The sequence below is a fragment of the Pseudonocardia sp. Cha107L01 genome, assembly GCF_052566575.1.
This window is the reverse complement of the sequence record NZ_CP199579.1, coordinates 5,378,709-5,399,496: the sequence shown is the minus strand read 5'-3', so window position 1 is coordinate 5,399,496 and position 20,788 is coordinate 5,378,709. Positions and strand designations below refer to the sequence as shown.

Sequence of the window (20,788 nt, the reverse complement as noted above, 5' to 3'; positions counted from 1 at the left end):
AGGAGATACCGCACATGCGATTTGGACTCAAGGTCAATGCCGGTACGTGGGACGAGGCACGGCGCTGGGCTGGTGTCGCCGAGGGTGCGGGCTTCGACGGGCTGTGGACCGGGGACAACATGCGCAACCCCCGGGACCCGTCGGTCGCGGTGCACGACGGCCTGACGCTGATCGCGGCCTGGGCGGCCACCACCACGTCCATCCGGGTCGGCACGCTGATCGCCAACGCGGTGTTCCGGCGGCCCACGGTGCTGGCCAAGCAGACGATCACTCTGGACCACGTCTCGGCCGGGCGTTTCGACCTCGGGATCGGCTCCGGCCTGTGGCCCACCGACCATGCGATGGCCGGGGTGCCGTTCTGGAGCGCCCGCGAGCGCGCGGACCGGCTCGCCGAGTTCGTGGGCATCGTGGACCGTCTGCTGGCCGGCGACACCGGCGACCACGACGGCCCGCACTATCCGTATCAGGACGCGGCCACCACACCCGGGCCGGTCCAGCCCCGCGTCCCGATCATCGTGGCCGCCAACGGCCCCAGGGCACTCGCGGTCGTGGCCGAGCACGGGGACGGCTGGGTCACCTTCCCCGGCGCGGCGACGGAGGAGGAGTTCGGCCCGGCCTCGGTCGGGCGTGGCTCGACCCTGGACCGGCTCTGCCGGGAACGGGACCGCGACCCGGGGACACTGCGCAGGATCCTGCTCGCCTACGGCGCGATCACGCCGTGGTCCTCCGTCGACGGGTTCGCCGCGATGGTCGACCGGTACCGGGAGATCGGCTTCGACGAGATCGTCTGCTACGCCCCCAAACCCGAGGAGCAGGCGGTGTTCGACAAGGTGGTCGGCCGGCTGGACGAGTATCGCTAGTGTCCTGAGTCGGAGGTCCTGTGCCGAATAGATCCCGGAGTTGACCCGCCCGCCGCCGGGCCGGCGGGCCACGCCGGGATACCGGCTACGGGCTGCCCTGCGGCGTCGGTCCGTGGTAGTCGATCTCCGACGTATCGTCCAACCAGACCGCCTGCGAGGCGTGCGCGTCACAGTAGTTGTTGCTGAACGTGATGTCCGAGGAGCGCCCGATCCCGCTGCCGTCACCGGCGCTGCTGAATGGTCCCTCGACGATCAGGCCTTGGTTGTCGATCCGCTCGATTCGGTTGCCGTCGATGAGCACGCGGTTCACGTTGCCCGAGTTCGGAGTGCGTGACTTGGGGCCGGTGGCGAAGGACTGCATGCAGTCCGCGTGCGCGTCGGTGCTGTCCGGGGAGATGTCGCCGATCGTGTTGTGCACGATCTTCAGGTCGTCGCCGAAGAACCGCAGGCCGTCGTAGTCGTCGCCGATGGGGTGCCGCACGGTGTTGTTCTCCACCGTGATGTCGGTGCCCTTCATCCAGATCCCCGGCGCCTTGCCGTCGATCACGCTGAAGCCCTTCACCACCACGTGGTCGGCCTTGATCGTGACGCCGTCGACCGCCGTCCGGCCGTCCCGATCACCTCGATCGGCTGCTGCGCCGTCCCCGACCGGAACACCTCCAGCCGGCTACCCCGCAGGTCCCCGACGGCGCACACCCCGCCTCCGGGCGCCACCGACCGCAGAGCCGACCGCAGGGCCACCACGTCCGTCACCCGGACCGACGCGCGGTGCAGTCCGCCGGCAACGACACCGGCTGGGCGCCCCGCGCCGACGGCGGCGCCGGCCCTCCCTCGACACCCATGCGCGCTCCCCTGACCGGGCTCCGGCGGACCCTGATCCCGGTCCTCGGGCGACGGAGCGTACAGCCCGCGGCCGTAGGCGCGGCAGGTGCGGGAAATCCATCTCGGTGGTCATGGCGGCGGGGACTCGCGTGCCGGGGCCGGTTGGGGCGCGGGCGTTACGTTTTGGCACTGTTCGGCGACAGGTAGCAATGTGAGCCAAGAAACAGCGCCGCGTCATGCAATGTTCCTGCTGGCCGCGGGCCTAGTTGTGCTGTTGTGTTGGGTAGCCGCGGCGGCGGGGTGGGTGACCTGGCCGGCGGTGGGCGCGTGGGTGGCGGCGCGCACGGGTTCGATCGCGGCGCTGCTGGTCGCGCTCGGGTTCGTCGGTGCCGCCGGCTGGTCCTGGGCCCGGGGTGTTCGAGTGCGCACTCGGGCTCGGCCTCGGGTGGCGCTGAGCTGGTGGGTGGTCGCCGGCGCATTGTTCGTGGTCGCCCTGGTGTCGTGGGGTGTCACGGCGTGGCTGTTGCGCGAAGCCGCGTTCGCGAAGGACATCGCGGCCACCCGGGTGGACGCCATCAAGTCCGGCCTGACCATTGGCGCCGGGACCGGCGGCGTGTTCGCGCTACTGCTGCTCGCGGTGCGCCGCCAATGGCACCAGGAACTCACCGCCCAAGACACCGTCGATGACGCGACCGAACGCCGGGTCACCGAGCTCTACAGCAAAGCCGTGGAGCAACTCGACTCCGAGAAGGCCCCGGTGCGCCTCGGGGGGATGTATGCGCTGGAACGCCTGGCCCAGGCCAGCCCCACCCACCGCCAGACGGTTGTCAACGTGCTGTGCGCCTACCTGCGCATGCCCTACCAGCCACTTGAGCCCGAGCCACCCCGAGCGGTCGAATCCACCGGTGGTGCCTCCGACGATCGGGCGCGACGGGTACAGGAACGGGAGGTGCGGCTGACCGCCCAACGTATCCTCGCCGATCATCTGCGCCCGGGACCAGATCCCCAGCATCCCGCGGTCACGTTCTGGCCCGATAGCACCCTCGACCTGACCGGCGCGGTGCTCATCGACGTCGACCTGTCCCACAGCCAGCCAGGTACCGTCCGCTTCGACGGGGCGACCTTGACCGGGGCCGCCCGGTTCGACGGGGTGACCTTCACCGGGGAGGCCCGGTTCGACGGGGCAACCTTCACCGGAGCCGCCCGGTTCGGCGAGGCGATCTTCACCGAGGAGGCCCGGTTCGACGGGGCAACCTTCACCGGGGCCGCCCAGTTCGGCGAGACGACCTTCGCCGAGGACGCCCAGTTCGGCGGGGCGACCTTCACCGGGAACGCCCAGTTCGGCGAGACGACCTTCAACGGGGACGCCGGGTTCGGGAGGGCGACCTTCAACGGGGACGCCGGGTTTGACGGGGCGACCGTCACCGGAGCCGCCTGGTTCGGCGGAGCGACCTTCACCGGAGCGTCCCAGTTCGGCGGAGCGACCTTCACCGGAGCGTCCCAGTTCGGCGGGGCAACCTTCACCGGAGCCGCTTGGTTCGGCGGAGCAACCTTCACCGGGAACGCCTGGTTCGGCGGGGCAACCTTCACCGGGAACGCCTGGTTCGGGAGGGCGACCTTCACGAGGGAAGCCGGGTTCCACACTGCGACGTTCACCAAGAACGCCCGGTTCGACGGGGCGACCTTCACCAAAACCGCGAGGCGGGCGTGTTTCGCGGACTCGGATATCGCCCGAAGCCTTCCGGTGAGGTGGGCGCCGGACGACGGCAGCGGCTGGCTCACCGTGGTTGCCTCGGATGGTGGCGGCGGAGCAGGCGGGGCAGGCGGAGCCGAAGGGGCCGCGCCGACTGTCGCCGAGGCCCCGCCGCGGCCGTCACCGCCGGCGATCGACAAGACCACGTGACGACCCGCTGTACCCGGCGAACGTCATCTCGCTCCGCGGCCCGCGCGAGATGTGGGTTGAATGGGAGGGACAGCGTCCCGGCACCATTCCGGCCGGGCGAGACCGCTGGCGGACAACGCATCTGACGGGCAGGGTCGCATGACGGACAAGATCGACGAGGACGAGCGCGCGTACGTCCGCAAGCCGGTAGCGCTCGACGAGCGGATCACCTCGGACGGGTCCTCGCCCTGGCCGGTGGAGGCGGGCCGCTATCGGCTGGTCATCGCCAGGGCCTGTCCGTGGGCGAACCGCGCCTCGATCTCCCGCCGACTGCTCGGCCTGGAGCCGGTGCTCTCGATGGGGATCGCGGGGCCGCTGCACGACGAGCGCAGCTGGCGGTTCCATCTCGACCCGGGCGACCGGGACCCGGTGCTGGGCATCGAGTACCTGGGCGAGGCCTACCGCGCGGCCGACCCCCAGTTCGCGGCGGGGATCACCGTGCCCGCCGTGGTGGAGGTCGCCAGCGGCAAGGTGGCCACCAACGGCTTCGCGCAGCTGACCCTGGACTTCGCCACCCAGTGGCGGGCCCTGCACCGCGACGGCGCCCCGGACCTCTACCCGGAGGCGCTGCGGGCGGAGATCGACGAGGTCAACGAAGGCGTCTACCACGACGTGAACAACGGCGTGTACAAGTGCGGGTTCGCCGGCAGCCAACAGTCCTACGAGCACGCCTACCACGCGCTGTTCGCCCGGCTGGACGAGCTGTCCGAGCGGCTGGCCACGCGGCGCTACCTGGTGGGCGACACGATCACCGAGGCCGACATCCGGCTCTGGGTCACCCTGGTGCGCTTCGACGCCGCCTACCACGGACACTTCAAGTGCAACCGGAGCAAGCTCACCGAGATGCCGGTGCTGTGGGCGTACTCCCGCGATCTGTTCCAGACCCCGGGCTTCGGTGACACGATCGACTTCGAGCAGATCAAACAGCACTACTACGGCGTGCACCGGACGATCAACCCGAGCGGCGTCGTGCCGCTCGGCCCGGACCCGACCGGCTGGCTCACCCCGCACGGACGCGAGGAGCTCGGCGGCCGGCCGTTCGGCGACGGCACCCCGCCCGGCCCCCCGCCGGCCGGCGAGCGCGTCCCGCACATCGCCGGCTAGCAACACCCGGCCGGCGCCGCACGGGCGCCGGCCGGGGGTGCCTAGGCGCCCACCCAGACCGTCTTCAGGTTGCAGAACTCCCGGATGCCGTGGCCGGACAGCTCTCGCCCGTAGCCGGACCGCTTGACGCCACCGAACGGCAGCTCCGGGTAGGAGATCGTCATGCCGTTGATGAACACCTGGCCGGCCTCCAGGTCGTTGACGAACCGCTTCTGCTCGTCCGGGTCGCTGGTCCAGGCGTTCGAACCGAGCCCGAACGGGCTGTCGTTGGCGACCGCGATCGCCTCCTCGATGTCCGCCACCCGGTACAGCGACGCAACCGGGCCGAACACCTCCTCGCGGTAGAGCGGCATGTCCTCGGTGATGTCGGCGATCACCGTCGGCGGGTAGTACCAACCGGGCCCGTCCGCGCGGCTCCCGCCGCAGAGCACGGTGGCGCCCTTCCCGACGGCCTCCTCGACGAGCTTCTCGACGTCGACACGCCCCTGCTCGGTCGCCAGCGGCCCGACGTCGGTCGCCGAGTCGAACGGGTCGCCGACCTTCAGCGCCTTCATCCTGGCCACGAACTTCTCCGCGAACGAGTCGTAGACGTCCGTGTGCACGATGAACCGCTTGGCCGCGATGCAGGACTGGCCGTTGTTCTGCACCCGCGCAGTCACCGCGACCTGGGCGGCCTTGTCCAGGTCCGCCGACGGCATCACGACGAACGGGTCGCTGCCGCCGAGCTCCAGCACGGTGTGCTTGACCTCGTCGCCGCAGATCGCCGCCACCGAACGCCCGGCGGGCTCACTGCCGGTCAGCGTCGCCGCGGCCACCCTCGGGTCCCGCAGCACGGCCTCGACCTGGCCGGAGGAGATCAGCAAGGTCTGGAAGCAGCCCTCCGGGAAACCCGCCCGGCGCAGTACGTCCTCGAGGTACAGCGCGGTCTGCGGCACGTTCGAAGCGTGTTTGAGCAGGCCCACGTTGCCGGCCATGAGCGCCGGCGCGGCGAACCGCACGACCTGCCAGAGCGGGAAGTTCCACGGCATCACCGCGAGCACCACGCCCAGCGGCTGGTAGGTGGCGTAGGCCTGGACCGCGCCGACCGCGCCGGCGTCGGCCGGTTCGTCGGCGAGCAGGCTCTCCGAGTGCTCGGCGTAGTAGCGCATGCCCTTGGCGCACTTGCCGACCTCGGCCTTGGCCGAGGCCAGCGTCTTGCCCATCTCCGTGGTCATCAGCCGGCCGACGTCGTCGACCTCGGCGTCCAGCAGGTCCGCGGCTGCCCGGAGCCAGGTCGCCCGCTGCTCGAAACTCGTGGTCCGATAGCTGAGCCAACGATCGTGGGCCCGCGCGATCCGCGAGGTCACTTCCGACGGGTCGGCTGCCTCGAAGGTCTTGATCGTCTCGCCAGTTGCCGGATTGATCGTGGCGATCATGGTCCGTGTGGTCCTTCCCTCTACGACGGTGCGGCCAAATGACACGACTACCCCGGTGCCGCCTGCCTCACTCCAACCTAGGCAGTCCGGACACTGATGGGCCACCCCACCGGCGCCTCGGGTGCGCCGATGGGGTGGCCTCTGAGGGAGGGTTCAGCTACGGGACCCGATTATTGGCCGCCCTTGCCACCTCCGTGACCGCCGCCGGAGCCGCCACCGGAGTCGCCGCCGCTATCGGAGTGACCGCCGCTGTCGGAGTGACCACCGCCGTCGCCCGAACTGTGCTCGCTCGAATGGCTACTCTCGGAGCCGCTGTCCGAGCTGCCCCCGGAGTCCGACTTCACGCTGGAGTCGCCGCTGGAGTCGCCGCTGGATTCGCTCTGCTTGGACCGCCCACCCGACCCGGATCCGCCGCTGGAGTCTCCGCCGCTGGAGTCGGAGGCGCTCGACGTGGAGTGCGAGCTCTTGCTGCTCGACTCGCCCGAGGTGCCAGAGCTGCTGGTAGTGGCCTTGCTCAAGCTCTTGCTGGCGCCAGAGCTGGACTCGGCCGTGCTAGAGCTGGACTCGGCTGTGCTGGAACCGGACTTGGCTGAGCTGGAACTGGACTTGGCTGAGCCGGAGCCGGAGCCGGTCGATCGCGCCGCATCGGAGTGCGTGATCGAGTCGGTCAGGCCGCTCAGCGCCGAGCCCGCCGACGGAGCAGGGTCACTCGACCCGGCGCTACTCGACCCGGTGCTGCTCGGTGCCGGACTCGCCACCTTGTCGCTCGACGCTCCGCTGCTCGACGCTCCGCTGCTCGCCACCTTGCTGCTCGACGCCGGCGGACTGGCAGCCTCGGGGCTGGCAGCCGACGGACTGGACGACGGCGCGCTGGTCACCGCCGGGCTCGAGGTGGACGGACTGGAGGTGGACGGACTCGAGGTGCCGGCACTGCTCTTCGCCGTACCGCCGGTCAGGCCGCCGAGGAGCCCGGTGACGCCATCGACCGCGCCGCCGACCACTCCGGTCAGGCCCCCGGCAGCGCCGACCGCTTCGCTACCGGCCGCACCACCTGTCGCGCTGGCCGTACCGCCGCCGACCGCCGCGGGCGCAGTTGTCCCGCCACCGGAGGTGGGAGCAGGCACGGTTGTCGCCCCAACGGAGGTGGGAGCTGGCACGGTCGTCCCGCTACCGAAGGTGGGAGCAGCAGCCGCAGTTGTCCCGCCAGCAGAGGCTGGAGTCGGCGTCCCACCGCCCGCCGCGCCAGTCAGGCCGCTGGTCAAGCCACCGACGACTCCGAGCGAACCGGTCACACCCCCCACGGCTCCGGTCACCCCGCCCAGCACACCCGTCAACGCGTCAGAGCCCGGCACCGCCGCGGCCACCGCAGTCGAGGCAGTCGATGCCGCGGCCGGCTTGGTACCACCGAGCAGGCCGCCGGCGAGCCCGCTGACCGTGTCGTCCACGGCGTCGGCCAAGCCCTGCGTCGTCTGAGTCACGGTCGACCCGACACCCTGGACGACCGGACCGAGCAGCGGCAGTCCGCCGCCGACGCTCTCCAGCGTGCCGCCCACCACCCCGCCCGCGCCGGCGACCACCTCGGACACCGACTGAGTGCCCGCCTGCGCGATGCCGCCAACACCGCCGACCGTGGCGTCCAACGTGCCACCCAGGCCCTTCGTGGTGCCTGTGACCGCGCCGCCGAGCGCCCCGGTCGTGCCGGTGACCAGGCCGCCGAGCGCGCCCGTCGTGCCGGAGACCACGCCACCCAGTACCCCGGTCGTGCCCGTAACCACGCCACCCAGAGCGTCGACCGTCCCACTGAGCGAACCGACCGTGTTCCCGAGGCCGCTCACCACGCCGCCTAGACCGTCCACCACGCCGCCGAGGCCGGGTCCCAACGCGCCGCCGACATCGGACACCGCGCCGCCGACGCCGCTCACGAGGCCGCCGGCGCCATTCACCAGGCCGCCGCCAGCACCGGCCACCAACCCTCCGACGGCGCCACCAGCACCGCCGACCAACCCGCCAACGGCGCCACCAGCACCGCCGACCAACCCGCCGACGGCGCCACCAGCACCGCTGACCAACCCGCCGGCGGCCTCACCAGCACCACTGACAGCGCCACCCACAGCGCCACCCACAGCGCCTCCGGTCCCCACAGGGGCGGAAGGAGTAGCTGGGGCGGAAGGAGTAGTAGGAGCACCCCCGCCACCGCTGTTTCCGCTACCTGGAAGAGTCGGCACCGTCGTCCCGCCACCGGTGGTGGGCGGAGTCGTCCCACCAACAGGTGGCACGACTGTGCCGCCACCGGGCAGCACAGGCACACCGGGCAGGGCTCCTGTCGCGCCTCGGCCGGCAAGGGCCGCCGGCACCTGGCCACCGACAGCTCCGACAGCTCCGGTCGGGGCGTCGAACGACGTCGGTGCGAACGCCATCGGCACCGCGAGCTGGCCGCCGATGGATCCGTCCGCGTTCAGTGCCTCGGCCAGACCGCCGGGCAGCCGGAGGCCGGGGAACCCCAGGATGCTGCGTTCCGGATAGGCGCTGTCCGGCGCGCCGGAGATGGCCGGGCCGGCCAGTGCCGGCCCGAACAGTGCGGCGCCGGCCGCGAGGGAGCTGACGGCCACGATCGCGCCCGCGCTGTTGGCGAGCTTGCGGTGTGGGAAGGGTGACCGCACGGCCGCCCCGACGGCTGGGCAGAAGACCAGTGCCGGATCTACCGGGCGCAGTGCACGAACCTCCCGTCGGGTCATCGCCTTGAGCGGTATCGCCGTGCGTTTCGCGGGCGCGTACGAGGTACGCGCCGCTGTCGGTTGGGTAGGTCTTCCGAGCAGCTCACCAAGAATGATCCGGGGCTCGTTCGGCTGACCGCTGTGTCGGGGAGCAGGCCTTGCCACGATCTATATCCCTCGTTCGAGTGATAAGGATCCTTAGTTGTACTGGGCGTAGCCAGGTACGCCAAGTGCTACTCAACCGCCCATCGCTACCACCCGTCTAGCGCAACGACCGCTTACCGCACACAAGCGACCGCTCATCTCGTCGACGAGGCAGTTGTCCTCTCTGTGCGTACTCCGGACACTCAGAGCCGTTAGACCGTCCGAGAAAGGCGAGAACGAGCCCGACTACACCTATTGGACTAAACCGGATCGACTCGCCAGCCTCGCCCCGTTGCTCCGTTCCGACCGACGGAGTCCGACCGCCCCGATACGGGCCCGCTCGGCGACGACTGACCGGGTGGGATGGGACCGGGCGCATTCCCGGGCGCGGGATTGCGGCCAAGCGGGGCACCTCGGCGGACGCTGAGAAAAGCGCCGCCCGCACCCGTGCCGCCGTCCGGCGCCCAGCGGGTTCCGGAAAATGCCCCACAGCGCCGCCGGCCGGAAACGTCCGCCATCGCCGGCGCACCGGCGCGGTCGCCGAAATGAATGCGGTCGACTCGTCTGCCCGAGCCATTCGCGTCAGCCCCGAACTCTGGCGGGAGACGACCGACGTCAACCTCACCGGCGTCGTCCATCCGGGGCGCGCCACCCCGCCGGGCATGATCGAACGCCCCGGCGAGGCCGGCCCTCTCGACCCGCGCTACCCGACCGGAGCGGCCCCCGAGGGACGCCGGCGGCCCCAGATCCCGAACGCCGCCCTCGAGCGTCCGAGAGCGGCACTGACGGCGACACTGACGGTCTCAGCGACCGCGCCGCCCTCAACGGGGGCTCAGCGGTTGGACTGGATGAGCGGCGCGATCGCACTCCAGTGCGGCGTGATCGGAAACAGCCCCGGCGCCGCGCTCAGGGTGAGCGCGACGACCAGACTCACACCCAGCAACACCAGGCACAACACCAGTGCGGCGACCCGGCGCCGGACCGAGGCAAGATCGGGAATGCTCGCGACGTCCGACCAGTCCAGGCCGGCCGGGGGTGGCCCCCATGCGGCGAGTGGGGCCGGCGCCCCGGCTCCCGCCGCCGCGGCGCGACCTGCCTGTCGGGGCGGCGGCACGTATGTGGTAGCCGGCGGCGAGCCGACTCGCGCCGTGATCGAGGTGCTCGGCACGTGTGCTCCCCCCGCCGCGACCAACGAACCGTTACCCGGAGAATCGCCGCAGGCCGGCCCGTCGTTTCTCCTCCGCCGCACCGGCGCGGCGGAGGTCACGGAACCGTTGTCCCCGGCGACAAATGTAGATCTTGTGGGTGGCGGTGATCAAGATCTCATACTCGCTAGCAAACCGCACTGTCACAGCGTGCAACCAACGCGATTGACGGATATCACAAAAGTACCTACTAAAGTGCTAAGCGTTCTAGTCAGCTAACTGCCCGTAGCCTAAGTGCTTACCGCTGGTCTCACCAGGGATACCGCACGGCGTGTACTTGAGAGGGCCGTGCCCGCAATCCCCCGGTTACCCCGATCGGCTGCTTTGTTTCGTACGCATTTCGCCGGACCCCGCCGGCCCAACCTTCCCGCCGCGGCAATATCCTGATCGCAGAATCAACGCCAAACGGCTATTTCTGCTGTACCGCGGCCCGGTCGTCACCGCTGACACCGTCGTCGTAACGGACGCGTGAGGCTGGGGGGCAACCCACGTCGATGTGGTGACTCTCCGGAGGACCACCCACTCGACAGGGACGGGCCAGCTAGTAGCGCGGGGAGACGGATCAGCGGGTAGTGGCTATCAGGAGGGCGAGGGAGTTGGTTGTGGCTCTGACGCTGAGTCGGGTCAATCGTGCGGGCCTGCCGCCGCGGAGGGGCTGATGGATAACCTTCTCGTCTACATTCCGCTCGGTGTTCTCGGGTTCATCCGGTGGCTGAGCTGGCTGTTCCGGCAGATCCCCGCGACCTTCTACCGCCCGGTAGTCAACGACCACCGGGAACGGATGTCCGTGGTCACCCCGGTGTACCAGGAAGACCCTGCGCTGTTCCGGGCCGCCGTGACATCGTGGCTGGCCAATGACATCGAAGAGGTCATCTGCGTCATCGACTACACCGACACCCGCTCTATCGAGATCGCTCGCGAGCTCGGCGTCCGGGTGATCATCACTGACGTGCCGGGTAAGCGCGACGCGCTGCGCCGGGGCTGGGAAGCCGCTTCCACCCCGCTGGTCGCCCTCGTCGACTCGGACACCGTCTGGGCCCCTGACGTCGCGGTGCAGGCCTGCATGCCGTTCGCGGACCCCCAGGTCGGCGCGGTCACCACCCGGCAGAACGTGATGAACCCGCACACGCCGTGGCAGCACCTCAACGACATGTACCTGGACTACCGGTACTACCACGAACTCGCCTCCCAGTCGGTGATGGGCAAGGCGGTGTCGTGTCTGTCCGGCCGGACGGCCATCTACCGCCGGCCGCTGCTGGAGTCGATCTCCTACGAGTTCATGAACGAGTCGTTCTGGGGCGTGCCGTGTCTGTCCGGTGACGACAAGCGGCTGACCATGCTCATCCTGGAGAACGGGTACCACGCCGTCCTGCAGCGCTCGGCCAGCGTCTGGTCGCAGTTCCCCCCCGGCGGACGCAACTTCTTCAAGCAGCGGCTGCGCTGGGCGCGCAACACCTGGCGTTCGGACCTTCGGGCGCTGAGCAGCCCGTGGCTGTGGAAGCGCAAGTTCCTCGCCTACTGGATGATCGACAAAGCGATCAGCTCGTTCACCCTGCTGTTCTCGCCGGCGTACCTGATCCTGTCGCTGGTCGAGCACCGCTATGCGATCGCCGGCATCCTCGGCGCGTGGTGGATGTTCAGCCGCTCGGCGAAGATGCTGGCCCACCTGGAGCGCAGGCCCTGGCACTTCTTCACGATGATGCCGTTCTTCATCCTGGTCAGCTTCGCCATGTCGCTCACCAAGATCTTCGCGCTGCTCTCCATCCGCAAGCAGCGCTGGCTCACCCGCGATGTGGCCATCTCGGCCAAGACCAAGACCGTGGGCCGCACGGGTGGCATGTCCGACCAGCCGGCCATGGAGCCGGAGTTGGTTCCGGTCGGCGCGGCAGTCGGCGCCGCGGGCGCCGCGGGCACTGACTCGACTGGCCTCGTCGCCCTGCCGGCGCGGAAGCCCGCACCGGACCGCGAGTCCCTACCGGACCGCGATCAGGAGTCCGTGCCGGACCGCGATCACGAGTCCGTGCCGGACCTCAATCAAAAGTCCGTGCCGGACCTCAATCAAAAGTCCGTGCCGGACCTCAATCAAAAGTCCGTGCCGGACATCGATCACGAGTCCGTAGCCGACCGCAACGGTGAGGCCCCCTCGGACCGCAACGGCGAGTCCCGGTCGGACCGCAACGGCGAAGCCCCCTCCGACCGCAACGGCGAGTCCCTGCCGGACCGAGCTCACGAGGCCGTACCGGACAACGCCGAGCTCGCGTCGGTCCCGGACACCGGTGACCTCGAGTCCATGCCCGACGCCGAGCCGGCATCCAGCGCCACGGAGCACAGCCGATGAGCCGGCAGCACCGGGTGCGCCGTGCGGCCCTGGCAATGGTCGCGGTCGCCGCGGTGGCCTGCGCGACGCTCGGCGTGCTCGCCGGGCTCGGCGTGTGGAAACCGCAGGGCTCCTTCGTGGGCTCCTGGTCGGCCGCCACGAACCCGCTGGCCAACACGGTTCCCAACCCGGCCGACTCGTTCACCTCCGACGTAGGGATCGCCAAGGCTCCCCCGCGCCAGCGGGTCCGGATGCAGCCGAGCCAGTTCGATGCGGTCGCCTCGCCGAAGAAGCTGCGCGGTACCCCGTGGGCCAACATCACGGTCCAGGCCGACGGGGTCCGCACGATGATCGGCAACCGGATCACCTGGATCGGCTACTTCCGCTCGCTGCCGCACTACGACGGCAACATCTCCCTGGAGAACATCGCCGGGCTGATCGCGGACAGCCCGACGCCGGAATGGCTGCGCGAGACCGATCCGGGAGTGTTCCTGCTCATGGTCGGGCTGGTCCAGTCCCCGGGCACCACGATGACCGTGGCGGCGCCCCGGGTGACCGAGCTGCGTATGGCGGCCAACCCGTATGTCTACGTCGCCGGGGTCTCCTCCACCGGCACGTTCCGCGGTGTCAAGGTCACCTCCTGGCTGCCCGCCACCAATGCGCCGGACTCCGACGCGACGCACCGCCGGCCGTTCGTCTCCTACGACGGCGCCGGCTCCCGGCTCGACACCATCGACTCGGACTTCAGCTTCCTCGGCTCGGACAGCAGCGAGGGGTACGGCGTCAGCTGGGGCACCGGCACGACCGGTCAGGCCCTCCGCTCGGTGTTCCACGACAACCTGTTCGGCGCCTACACCGGGCGCGCCGTGAACGTGACCTTCCAGAACAATGTCTTCCGCAACAACGCGCGGTACGGGCTGGACCCACACTCCGACAGCCGAGGTCTGACGATCATCGGCAACGAGGCGTACGGCAACAACACGCACGGGATCATCTTCTCCAAGGGCGTGGTCGGCAGCGTCATCGCGAACAACCACTCGCATGACAACGGCGCCAACGGGATCATGATGGACGAGATGTCCAGCAACAACGTCGTCCAGAACAACGTCGTGGAGCGCAACCACGGCGGCGGCATCGTGATCCAGGGCTCCTCGAACATCCAGGTGACCAACAACGTGGTCGCCGGCAATACGCTCGGCATCCGGGTCAACGGCAACGAACTGGGCATCGCCGCCACCAACCGCATCACCGGGAACCAGCTCAGCGGCAACTACAACGGCATCAAGATCTACGGCGGGGCCCGCGACACCGCACTGGCGCACAACGTCGTCCGGGATACCGTGAACACCGGCATCGTGCTCAGCGAGCCCACCACCAGCCAGTCCGACACCGTGATCAACGCTCAGAAGGGCGTCCTGGTCCGGCATGGAGCATCCACACTGACCGGCCTCTCGGTCCAGCAGTCGGCGCGCGGTGTGGTCCTCGCCGACGGCACCACCGCGACGATCGCCGGCGCGCAGCTCGACACGCGTGAGGTCGGCATCGACGTGCACGACGCCGCGACGGTGACCCTGGCCGGGGCGAACACCACGACGATCACCGGGGCGCGCAAGGGCCTGGTGGTCAGCGGGATGGCGAACCTGAGCAACGTCACCATGGACAAGGTCGCCAAGGGCGTGGTCCTGAGCCCGGTCGGCCGGCTGTCGGTGGAGGACGGCCAGATCGCCGCGCAGGACGTCGGCCTGGAGGTGCAGGGGCTGGGCGGCAGCGACCGGATCGTGCTGCACAACTCCGACCTGCGCGCCACCGACCCGGTGGCCGGCGCCTCGCTGGCCGACGTGAGCAGCAACAAGCTCACCGCGACGATGTCGTGGCTGGCGATCGCCGGCGCGACCTTCGTGGCGCTGGCGCTCATCCTGCACCTGCTGCACCGAATCTTCGCGCCGATGTCCTCGGTACGGCACCGCGGCATTCCACAGCCCGCCCGCTCGGGCGCCTGAACGGCGGGCGGCCGGCACCTCGGTGTCGGCCGCCAACCCAGGCTTCAGCCCATGCTGCTGCCCCCGTTGACGCTGATCACCTGGCCGGTGACGAACCCGGCGTCCGGACCGGCCAGGTACGCGACCGCGCCCGCGACATCGGCCACCGTGCCGGGCCGCGCCATGGGGATCAGCTCGGTTGCCCGGTCGAGCATGCGCAGGAACCCGTCGCCGAACTTGCCGGCGGCCACCGCGGCGGTGATCTCCGGGGTCTCCACGTAGGACGGCGCCACCGTGTTCACCGTGATGCCGGCGTGCGCGAACTCCCGGGCCAGCGCGGAGCACATGGCGTGCACGCCGCCCTTGGCCGCGTTGTACATCGCGTGGTCGGTCAGCCCGTTGCGCACCGACTCGGCGCCGATGTTCACGATCCGCCCGTAGCCGTTCGCCGACATGTGCGGCAGCAACGCCAGGGTGCACCGGATCGTGGTCCACAGGTTGTTGTCGATGGTGGCCCGCAGCGTCTCCTCGGTGTGCTCCAGGGTCGGCCGGATCACCCCGCCGCCGGCGTTGTTCACCAGGATGTCGACCGCGCCGAAAGCCGCCACGGCGGTGGCCAGCAGCTCCTCGGCCCGCCCCTGTTCGGACAGGTTGCCGACGAACCCGGCCGCCTCGTGGCCGTCCGCCCGCAGGGCGTCCAGCGCGCCCTTGAGCTCCACGTCGCCGAGTGCGCCGACCAGCACGGACGCACCGTCGGCGAGCAGCCGCCGGGTGATGCCCAGCCCGATCCCGGTGGCGCCGCCGGTGACGATCGCGGCCCGCCCGTGCAGCACGCCGGTCACAGGATGATCGCGAGATCGCCGGCGGGACGCAGCTCGGTCATGTCCAGCACCGCGCGCTTGGAGCGGATCCGCAGCTCACCGCGTTCCACCACGAGCCGGTAGTGGTGCCTGCCCACGTAGTACGACGACTTGCCGTTGCGGAAGCGCCACACCGTGAACGATGCGGTCACCGACAGCTGCTCGTCCTCGACCGGCCCCAGCACCACGTTGTAGATCTGGTGGTTGGTGCGCGAGTGCGGGTACTCGCGGTGCGCCTTGCGGCTGTTCAACCGTTCCACCCGCAGCCGCAGCCGCAGCTCGTTGTCGTCGATGAGCACCAGGTCCTGGCTCGGGTCGCCGTCCGGGGTGTCGTTGCACGGCACCACGTAGCGCAGCTGCTCGGCGAACAGGGCGAACCAGCCGTCCAGGTCCCACTCGTCGAGCAGCGCCGCCTCCCGGTACAGGAAGTCCTCCACGGCGGGCCTGCCCAGGGTGTGGAGGTCCACGGTCGGCACGGTGGCGGTCACCGGATCTCCCCGTAGCTGGACGGGCCCATCTGCTGCTGCCAGCGCCGCCAGAACGTGCGCATCTGTCCCTCGTCGTTGCCCCGCTGCTCGCGTGCCATCCCCCGGGAGATGTCGTTCCACTCCACCCCGCCCGAGTTGAAGCCCTGCTGACACGACTCCAGCGCCTCGACGTCGTCCGGCGTGGCGAAGCCGGCCGGGCCGAGGAAGGTCAGGAAGCTGTCCAGCCGGCGCTGCCGCAGCTGCGGCTGCTCACCCCGGGGCGCCATCTCCCACGCGGTGATGTCCATCCGGTCCGGCGCCAGCGGCATGAACGTCCGCACGGTGACCGCCATGATGTCGTTCACCACCAGGTTCGGGTAGATCAGCATGTTGCGGTTGGTGTCCGCCATCCGGGACGCCCGCTCCTCGCCGTGCTTGGCCACCAGATCGGCCCGCAACGCGGTGATCTCGTCCTTCGCGTGCTCACCGAACAACGGCTCCCACTTGGCGATCGGCCGGCCCCACGGCGCGGCGTACTCCAGCACCGCGTGCCCGTTGCCCAGGTCCTTCGCGGTGCCCTTCACGCCACCCTGCAGGTCGGTGCCCAGCGCGACCAGGTACTTGAAGTACGTGTCGTGGGTGGACACCGCGTGGTAGCCGTCGATGCTGTTCTCGCACAACAGCTTCCAGTTGGCCTCGATGCAGTACTCGTTGGTGCCCTTGATGATCTCCATCTCGCCGTCGGCGGAGTCGATGATCAGGTCGAGGTACTCGCGCGCCCCGGCGAGGTAGTCGACCAGGTCCTCCACGTCCGGGTCGAAGCAGGCGAACACGAAGCCCCGGTAGCTCTCCACCCGGGCCACCGACTTCAGCGCCAGCGCGTCGAAGTCCAACTTCTCGCCGTAGGCCTCCCGGTCGGGGACGCCCTTCAGCTGGCCCTCGGAGTCGAATGTCCAGGCGTGGTAGAAGCACTGGAACACCTTCGCGTTGCCGGAGCGCTGCCGGCAGACGACCGCGCCCCGGTGGGTGCAGGTGTTGTGGAAGACGTGCACCGTGCCCGACTTCACCCCGCGCACCATGAACACCGGCCTGCCGGCGACCGGGCGGCGCACGTAGTCGCCGGGGTTCGTCACCTCCGACTCGTGACCCACGTACAGCCAGCAGTGCTTGAAGATGCGCTCCAGCTCGTCGCGGAAGATCTCCGGCGAGGTCATCGTGGAGCGGTGCACCCGGAATCGGTGGTGCGCCGGGTCCTCGTCGACCAGCGGGAACCCGGTTGCGTCAGCGCGGTCGGTCGGCGGGCTGTCGATCAGAGTCATCGTCGTCTCCGGTCACAGGTGGGTCTGGTCGGCCGGTACCAGGAAGTCACCGACCAGGTTGTTGAAGTCGTCCGCCCGCTCGATCTGGGTCCAGTGCCCGCACCGCGCGAAGACCGCCAGGTCGGCGTTCTGTAGCAACCTCAGCATGGTCCAGGCCACTTCCACGGGCACCACCTTGTCCTGCAGGCCGTGCAGCAGCAACGTCCGGGTCCCGATCGCGCTGGCTTGCTCCTCGGTGATCCCCAGCTGGCTGCCGGAATGCTCCGGGGAGAAGAACATGTCCCGGTAGGCCTCGAACGCGCCCGGCGCGACGCTGGCCTCGTAACGGGTGCGGACCAGGTCGTCGGTGATGATCGACTTGTCGACCGCGAAGCAGTCCAGCAGCAGCCTGCGCATGTTGTCCTCGGACGGCTGGTAGGCGCGCAGCGCCTTCAGTCCCTCGGTGAGGGTCATGCCGACCCCCGGCGCGCCCATCAGCACCATCCGCTCGACCCGCTCCGGGTGCTGGCCTGCCATCGCCAGCGCGATCCGCCCGCCCAGCGAGTTGCCGACGATCGAGACCCGCTCCAGGCCCAGCGCATCCAGGAACGCCCACACGTGGTCGCGCCAGGTCTCCAGCGAGTAGTGCACGTCGCCGGGCCGCTCGGTGTAACCGAAGCCGACCAGGTCGGGCGCGAGCACCCGGTACCGCTCGCCGAGTGCCCCCAGGTTGAGCCGCCAGTTCGCCCACGCGGACACCCCCGGACCGGATCCGTGCAGCATCAGGACCGGCTCACCGCTGCCGACGTCGTGGTAGTGCGTGCCGATGCCGCCGGCGTCGATCCTGAGCCCGGTGCCTTCGGTGGTCGTGGTCATCAGGCGTCCCCTCCGTTGAAGATCGCGAAGCACTTGTTCGAGTTGAACACATCGGTGGTGAGGAACTCCGACCAGCTCAGCGGTAGGTCGAGCTCGTGCATGGCGCCGGCAAGGCAGAACCAGTTGAGCATCTCGTGCTGACCGGCATCGACGACCTCCTTGCCGGTGGTGGCCGTCCAGACGTCCCAGTCCCGGCGGGTGAATGCGTCGTAGAGCCGCCGGTCGGCCGGGGTGTCCGGGCGCAGGTGCCAGTCCTTGTCGTTCAGGAACGCGTGCGACCAGCTGGAGGAGGCGACCAGCGCCACCCGACGGTCCCCGGCCCGCAGCGCCCGGGCCACCGACGCACCGAGCGCGAAACACCGCGCCGGCGAGGGCCCGACCGGGTCGAGCCGCTCGTCGGTGATGTCGGCGAACCGGGCCAGGCCGCCGCGGCGGGCGATGGCGTGCTGGCCGTAACAGTTCACCGTGATCGGCAGGATCTTGTAGGGGAACTCCCGCCCGGCGTTGTCGTAGTCCAGGAACAGCTGGGTGTTCGCGATCGCGTGCGGGAAGTGCCCGTTCTCCCGCTTCTGATACGAGTACGCCACGTCGAACCCGTCGCCCAGCAGGTCGTTCGCCAGCCGCCGCGCCCCGTCCGCATCGCCGTGCAGGGTGAACGCCATGTCGTCCGGCAGGCCCCAGACGTTCGGCGCGCCACGCTCGTTCATCACCTCGAACGGCTGTACCCGCGTCTCGCCGTAGGCCAGCACGCAGAACGGCGGCACGACCTCCTCGCGGAAGTTCTCGTACTGGTCGTCGCCCCAGACCAGCACCACGTCCGGCTGGAACTCGTCCAGCGCCTCCCGGGTGCGGGCCAACCCGGCGCGCAGCTCCTTGCGGTGCCCGGCGGCGGCCGCCGTGCCGCCGTCGCCGGCCCATCCCCGACGCATCAGCTCCGGCCAGCTCGCCGGGTCCTTCTCCCGCTCGGGGATACCCGGGTCGGTCAGGGTCCAGCGCAGCAGGTCGGCCATCCGGTCGTCGGCCACCGACAGCAGGGGGTAGTGGGTCAACCCCAGGCCCAGAAACTCCGCCACAACGCGCTCCTCACGTCGGCCCGGAGATCGGCTCAGCCTGCCTCGTTGCGGCTGCTCCTCGGCCCGTCCGGACGCTCTGCCCAACCATAGGAGTCCTGACATCAGGTCTCAACAACCTTGGAAAGATTTACCTCAAAATCTGGACCAGTCCAGCATCTCTGCAGGAAATGCCTCTATACCGAAGGCCTGACCGCCCTTGATTGTGTCACTAGGATTGGCCACGATTGCCTTGACGCACTCAACCAGCCACTCGTGAGGCTTCGTCGCTACCCTGTCCGCCACGCGCCCGCCACTGACGGCCCACCACCCAGCAGGAGTCCCGATGACCGTGACCACCAGCACCGAAGCCCTGATCCCCGATGAGATCGCCAGGGCGGCCGTCCTGCCCGAGTCCTACATGGACGAGAAGAACGTCACCTACCCCGCCTTCAAGTGGCTGCGCGAGAACAACCCGCTGGGCATCGCCAAGATCGACGGCTTCGACCCGCTCTACCTGGTCACCAAGCTCGACGACCTGATCACCATCGAGCGCCAGCCCGAGGTGTTCGCCAACGGGCTGAAGAACCCGATCCTGAACAGCCAGGCCGACGACGCGTTCATCCGCGGCCTGACCGGCGGCTCGATCCGCAGCATCGACGTCACCCCGTTCATGGACCCGCCCGAGCACACCGCGATCCGTCGGTTGATCAATCCGTGGTTCCGGCCCGGCAACGTGAAGCGGTTCTCCGACCAGGTCCGGGCGCTGGCCAGGCGAGAGGTCGACCGGCTCCTCGACTTCGACGGCGAGTGCGACTTCGCCAAGGACTTCGGGCTGCTCTACCCGCTGCGGGTGATCATGACACTGTTCGGCCTGCCGCCCGAGGACGAGCCCGTCGTCATGAAGCTGACCCAGGAGTTTTTCGGCACCAACGACCCGGAGGAGCAGCGCGAAGAGATCCAGCTGACCCCGGACGCGGCTGGCCGGGCGTGGACCGCCGCCATCGCGAGCTTCAACGAGTACTTCCACCAGCACACCCTGGACCGCAGGGCCAACCCCACCGAGGACCTGCTCTCGGTCGTGGCCAACAGCAGGATCGACGGCGAGCTCATCGAGGAGCGGTACTGCAACGGGCAGTACATCGCGATCGCCACCGCCGGTCACGACACCACCTCCGCCACCCTGGTCGGCTCGATCCTCGCCATGATCGAGAACCCGGACCAGCTGCGCCTGGTCCAGCGGGACATGTCGCTGGTGGACCGGTTGGTGGAGGAGTCGATCCGCTACGTCTCGCCGGTGAAGCACTTCATGCGCAGCGCCACCCAGGACGCCGAGGTGCGCGGCCGCCAGATCAAGGAAGGCGACCGGTTCATGCTGTGCTTCCCCTCGGGGAACCGGGACGAGGAGAAGTTCGGCCCGAACTCGCACGACTTCGACGTGACCGTCGACCGGGGCAAGCACGCCGGCTTCGGTTTCGGGCCGCACCAGTGCCAGGGCATGATGATCGCCCGCCTCGAGATGAGGATCCTGTTCGAGGAGCTGCTGCCCCGGCTGAAGTCCATCGAGCTCAACGGCACCCCCAGGTACACCCAGACCAACTTCGTCGGCGGCCTGAAGAGCCTTCCGGTGCGCTTCGAGAAGGCCTGACCGGAGCCGCACTAGCCCGCGGGGGGCGGCGCGGTGCGGCTGCCGATGGACCTTGATCGCGCTAGATCTTGATCAACGTAACTTCAGT

15 protein-coding genes are annotated in these 20,788 nt (G+C 69.6%); 6 read left to right on the top strand and 9 right to left on the bottom strand.

All coding sequences use genetic code 11. From position 1 onward, the window contains the following. The first annotated feature begins 14 nt into the window (after positions 1-14). Positions 15-860, top strand: coding sequence for an LLM class flavin-dependent oxidoreductase (locus tag ACTXG6_RS25275; protein WP_445181857.1), 846 nt, complete (start codon positions 15-17; stop codon positions 858-860). An 85-nt stretch (positions 861-945) separates the two neighbouring features. On the opposite strand, the gene ACTXG6_RS25270 is transcribed toward ACTXG6_RS25275, so the two are convergent. Beyond that, positions 946-1,443: a right-handed parallel beta-helix repeat-containing protein gene (locus tag ACTXG6_RS25270; RefSeq protein ID WP_445190106.1), complete on the bottom strand. Its 498-nt coding sequence runs from the start codon at positions 1,441-1,443 to the stop codon at positions 946-948. A 570-nt stretch (positions 1,444-2,013) separates the two neighbouring features. On the opposite strand from ACTXG6_RS25270, the gene ACTXG6_RS25265 reads away from it, so the two are divergent. Both ACTXG6_RS25265 and ACTXG6_RS25260 read left to right on the top strand, forming a co-directional pair. Next, positions 2,014-3,585, top strand: coding sequence for a pentapeptide repeat-containing protein (locus ACTXG6_RS25265; RefSeq protein WP_445181856.1), 1,572 nt, complete (start codon positions 2,014-2,016; stop codon positions 3,583-3,585). A 138-nt stretch (positions 3,586-3,723) separates the two neighbouring features. Beyond that, positions 3,724-4,728, top strand: a complete 1,005-nt coding sequence (locus ACTXG6_RS25260) for a glutathione S-transferase family protein (protein ID WP_445181855.1) — start codon at positions 3,724-3,726, stop codon at positions 4,726-4,728. A gap of 41 nt (positions 4,729-4,769) precedes the next feature. On the opposite strand, the gene ACTXG6_RS25255 is transcribed toward ACTXG6_RS25260, so the two are convergent. The 3 genes from ACTXG6_RS25255 to ACTXG6_RS25245 form a co-directional block, all read right to left on the bottom strand. Further along, on the bottom strand, positions 4,770-6,143 hold the full coding sequence (locus ACTXG6_RS25255) for an NADP-dependent succinic semialdehyde dehydrogenase (RefSeq protein WP_445181854.1): 1,374 nt from the start codon (positions 6,141-6,143) through the stop codon (positions 4,770-4,772). A 170-nt stretch (positions 6,144-6,313) separates the two neighbouring features. Next, on the bottom strand, positions 6,314-8,878 hold the full coding sequence (locus ACTXG6_RS25250; RefSeq protein WP_445181853.1) for a hypothetical protein: 2,565 nt from the start codon (positions 8,876-8,878) through the stop codon (positions 6,314-6,316). Positions 8,879-9,833: 955 nt separating this feature from the next. After that, positions 9,834-10,169 (bottom strand): hypothetical protein, encoded by a 336-nt coding sequence (locus ACTXG6_RS25245; protein WP_445181852.1) that lies wholly within the window; start codon positions 10,167-10,169, stop codon positions 9,834-9,836. 695 nt (positions 10,170-10,864) lie between these two features. Here ACTXG6_RS25245 and ACTXG6_RS25240 point away from each other — a divergent pair. Both ACTXG6_RS25240 and ACTXG6_RS25235 read left to right on the top strand, forming a co-directional pair. Beyond that, the gene (locus ACTXG6_RS25240; RefSeq protein ID WP_445181851.1) at positions 10,865-12,544 is read left to right on the top strand and encodes a glycosyltransferase; all 1,680 of its coding nucleotides are present in this window, start codon (positions 10,865-10,867) and stop codon (positions 12,542-12,544) included. Continuing rightward, positions 12,541-14,523 (top strand): NosD domain-containing protein, encoded by a 1,983-nt coding sequence (locus ACTXG6_RS25235; RefSeq protein WP_445181850.1) that lies wholly within the window; start codon positions 12,541-12,543, stop codon positions 14,521-14,523. Before ACTXG6_RS25240 ends, ACTXG6_RS25235 begins: the two co-directional genes overlap by 4 nt. A gap of 44 nt (positions 14,524-14,567) precedes the next feature. Here the strand turns inward: ACTXG6_RS25235 and ACTXG6_RS25230 are convergent, their stop codons facing one another. The 5 genes from ACTXG6_RS25230 to ACTXG6_RS25210 are packed head-to-tail and all read right to left on the bottom strand — an operon-like array spanning position 14,568 to position 19,076. Continuing rightward, entirely contained in the window at positions 14,568-15,344 is a 777-nt protein-coding gene (locus ACTXG6_RS25230) for an SDR family NAD(P)-dependent oxidoreductase (RefSeq protein WP_445181849.1), read from the bottom strand. Further along, a complete protein-coding gene (locus ACTXG6_RS25225; RefSeq protein WP_445181848.1) occupies positions 15,341-15,850 on the bottom strand; it encodes an aromatic-ring-hydroxylating dioxygenase subunit beta in 510 nt (169 codons plus the stop codon). The genes ACTXG6_RS25230 and ACTXG6_RS25225 overlap by 4 nt, the downstream gene beginning before the upstream one ends. Continuing rightward, positions 15,847-17,148, bottom strand: a complete 1,302-nt coding sequence (locus ACTXG6_RS25220) for an aromatic ring-hydroxylating oxygenase subunit alpha (RefSeq protein WP_445181847.1) — start codon at positions 17,146-17,148, stop codon at positions 15,847-15,849. The genes ACTXG6_RS25225 and ACTXG6_RS25220 overlap by 4 nt, the downstream gene beginning before the upstream one ends. Before the next feature lie 12 nt (positions 17,149-17,160). Then, on the bottom strand, positions 17,161-18,003 hold the full coding sequence (locus tag ACTXG6_RS25215) for an alpha/beta fold hydrolase (RefSeq protein ID WP_445181846.1): 843 nt from the start codon (positions 18,001-18,003) through the stop codon (positions 17,161-17,163). Continuing rightward, positions 18,003-19,076 (bottom strand): extradiol ring-cleavage dioxygenase, encoded by a 1,074-nt coding sequence (locus tag ACTXG6_RS25210; protein ID WP_445181845.1) that lies wholly within the window; start codon positions 19,074-19,076, stop codon positions 18,003-18,005. Before ACTXG6_RS25210 ends, ACTXG6_RS25215 begins: the two co-directional genes overlap by 1 nt. A 322-nt stretch (positions 19,077-19,398) precedes the next feature. On the opposite strand from ACTXG6_RS25210, the gene ACTXG6_RS25205 reads away from it, so the two are divergent. Continuing rightward, positions 19,399-20,700 (top strand): cytochrome P450, encoded by a 1,302-nt coding sequence (locus ACTXG6_RS25205; protein ID WP_445181844.1) that lies wholly within the window; start codon positions 19,399-19,401, stop codon positions 20,698-20,700. The last annotated feature ends 88 nt before the right edge of the window (positions 20,701-20,788 follow it).

Bases quoted from the DNA above. Each gene is read 5' to 3' on its own strand.
- ACTXG6_RS25215 (WP_445181846.1), bottom strand. From the start codon at position 18,003: ATGACCACGACCACCGAAGGCACCGGGCTCAGGATCGACGCCGGCGGC.
- ACTXG6_RS25260 (WP_445181855.1), top strand. From the start codon at position 3,724: ATGACGGACAAGATCGACGAGGACGAGCGCGCGTACGTCCGCAAGCCG.
- ACTXG6_RS25235 (WP_445181850.1), top strand. From the start codon at position 12,541: ATGAGCCGGCAGCACCGGGTGCGCCGTGCGGCCCTGGCAATGGTCGCG.
- ACTXG6_RS25220 (WP_445181847.1), bottom strand. From the start codon at position 17,148: ATGACTCTGATCGACAGCCCGCCGACCGACCGCGCTGACGCAACCGGG.
- ACTXG6_RS25205 (WP_445181844.1), top strand. From the start codon at position 19,399: ATGACCGTGACCACCAGCACCGAAGCCCTGATCCCCGATGAGATCGCC.
- ACTXG6_RS25275 (WP_445181857.1), top strand. From the start codon at position 15: ATGCGATTTGGACTCAAGGTCAATGCCGGTACGTGGGACGAGGCACGG.
- ACTXG6_RS25255 (WP_445181854.1), bottom strand. From the start codon at position 6,143: ATGATCGCCACGATCAATCCGGCAACTGGCGAGACGATCAAGACCTTC.
- ACTXG6_RS25240 (WP_445181851.1), top strand. From the start codon at position 10,865: ATGGATAACCTTCTCGTCTACATTCCGCTCGGTGTTCTCGGGTTCATC.
- ACTXG6_RS25250 (WP_445181853.1), bottom strand. From the start codon at position 8,878: ATGACCCGACGGGAGGTTCGTGCACTGCGCCCGGTAGATCCGGCACTG.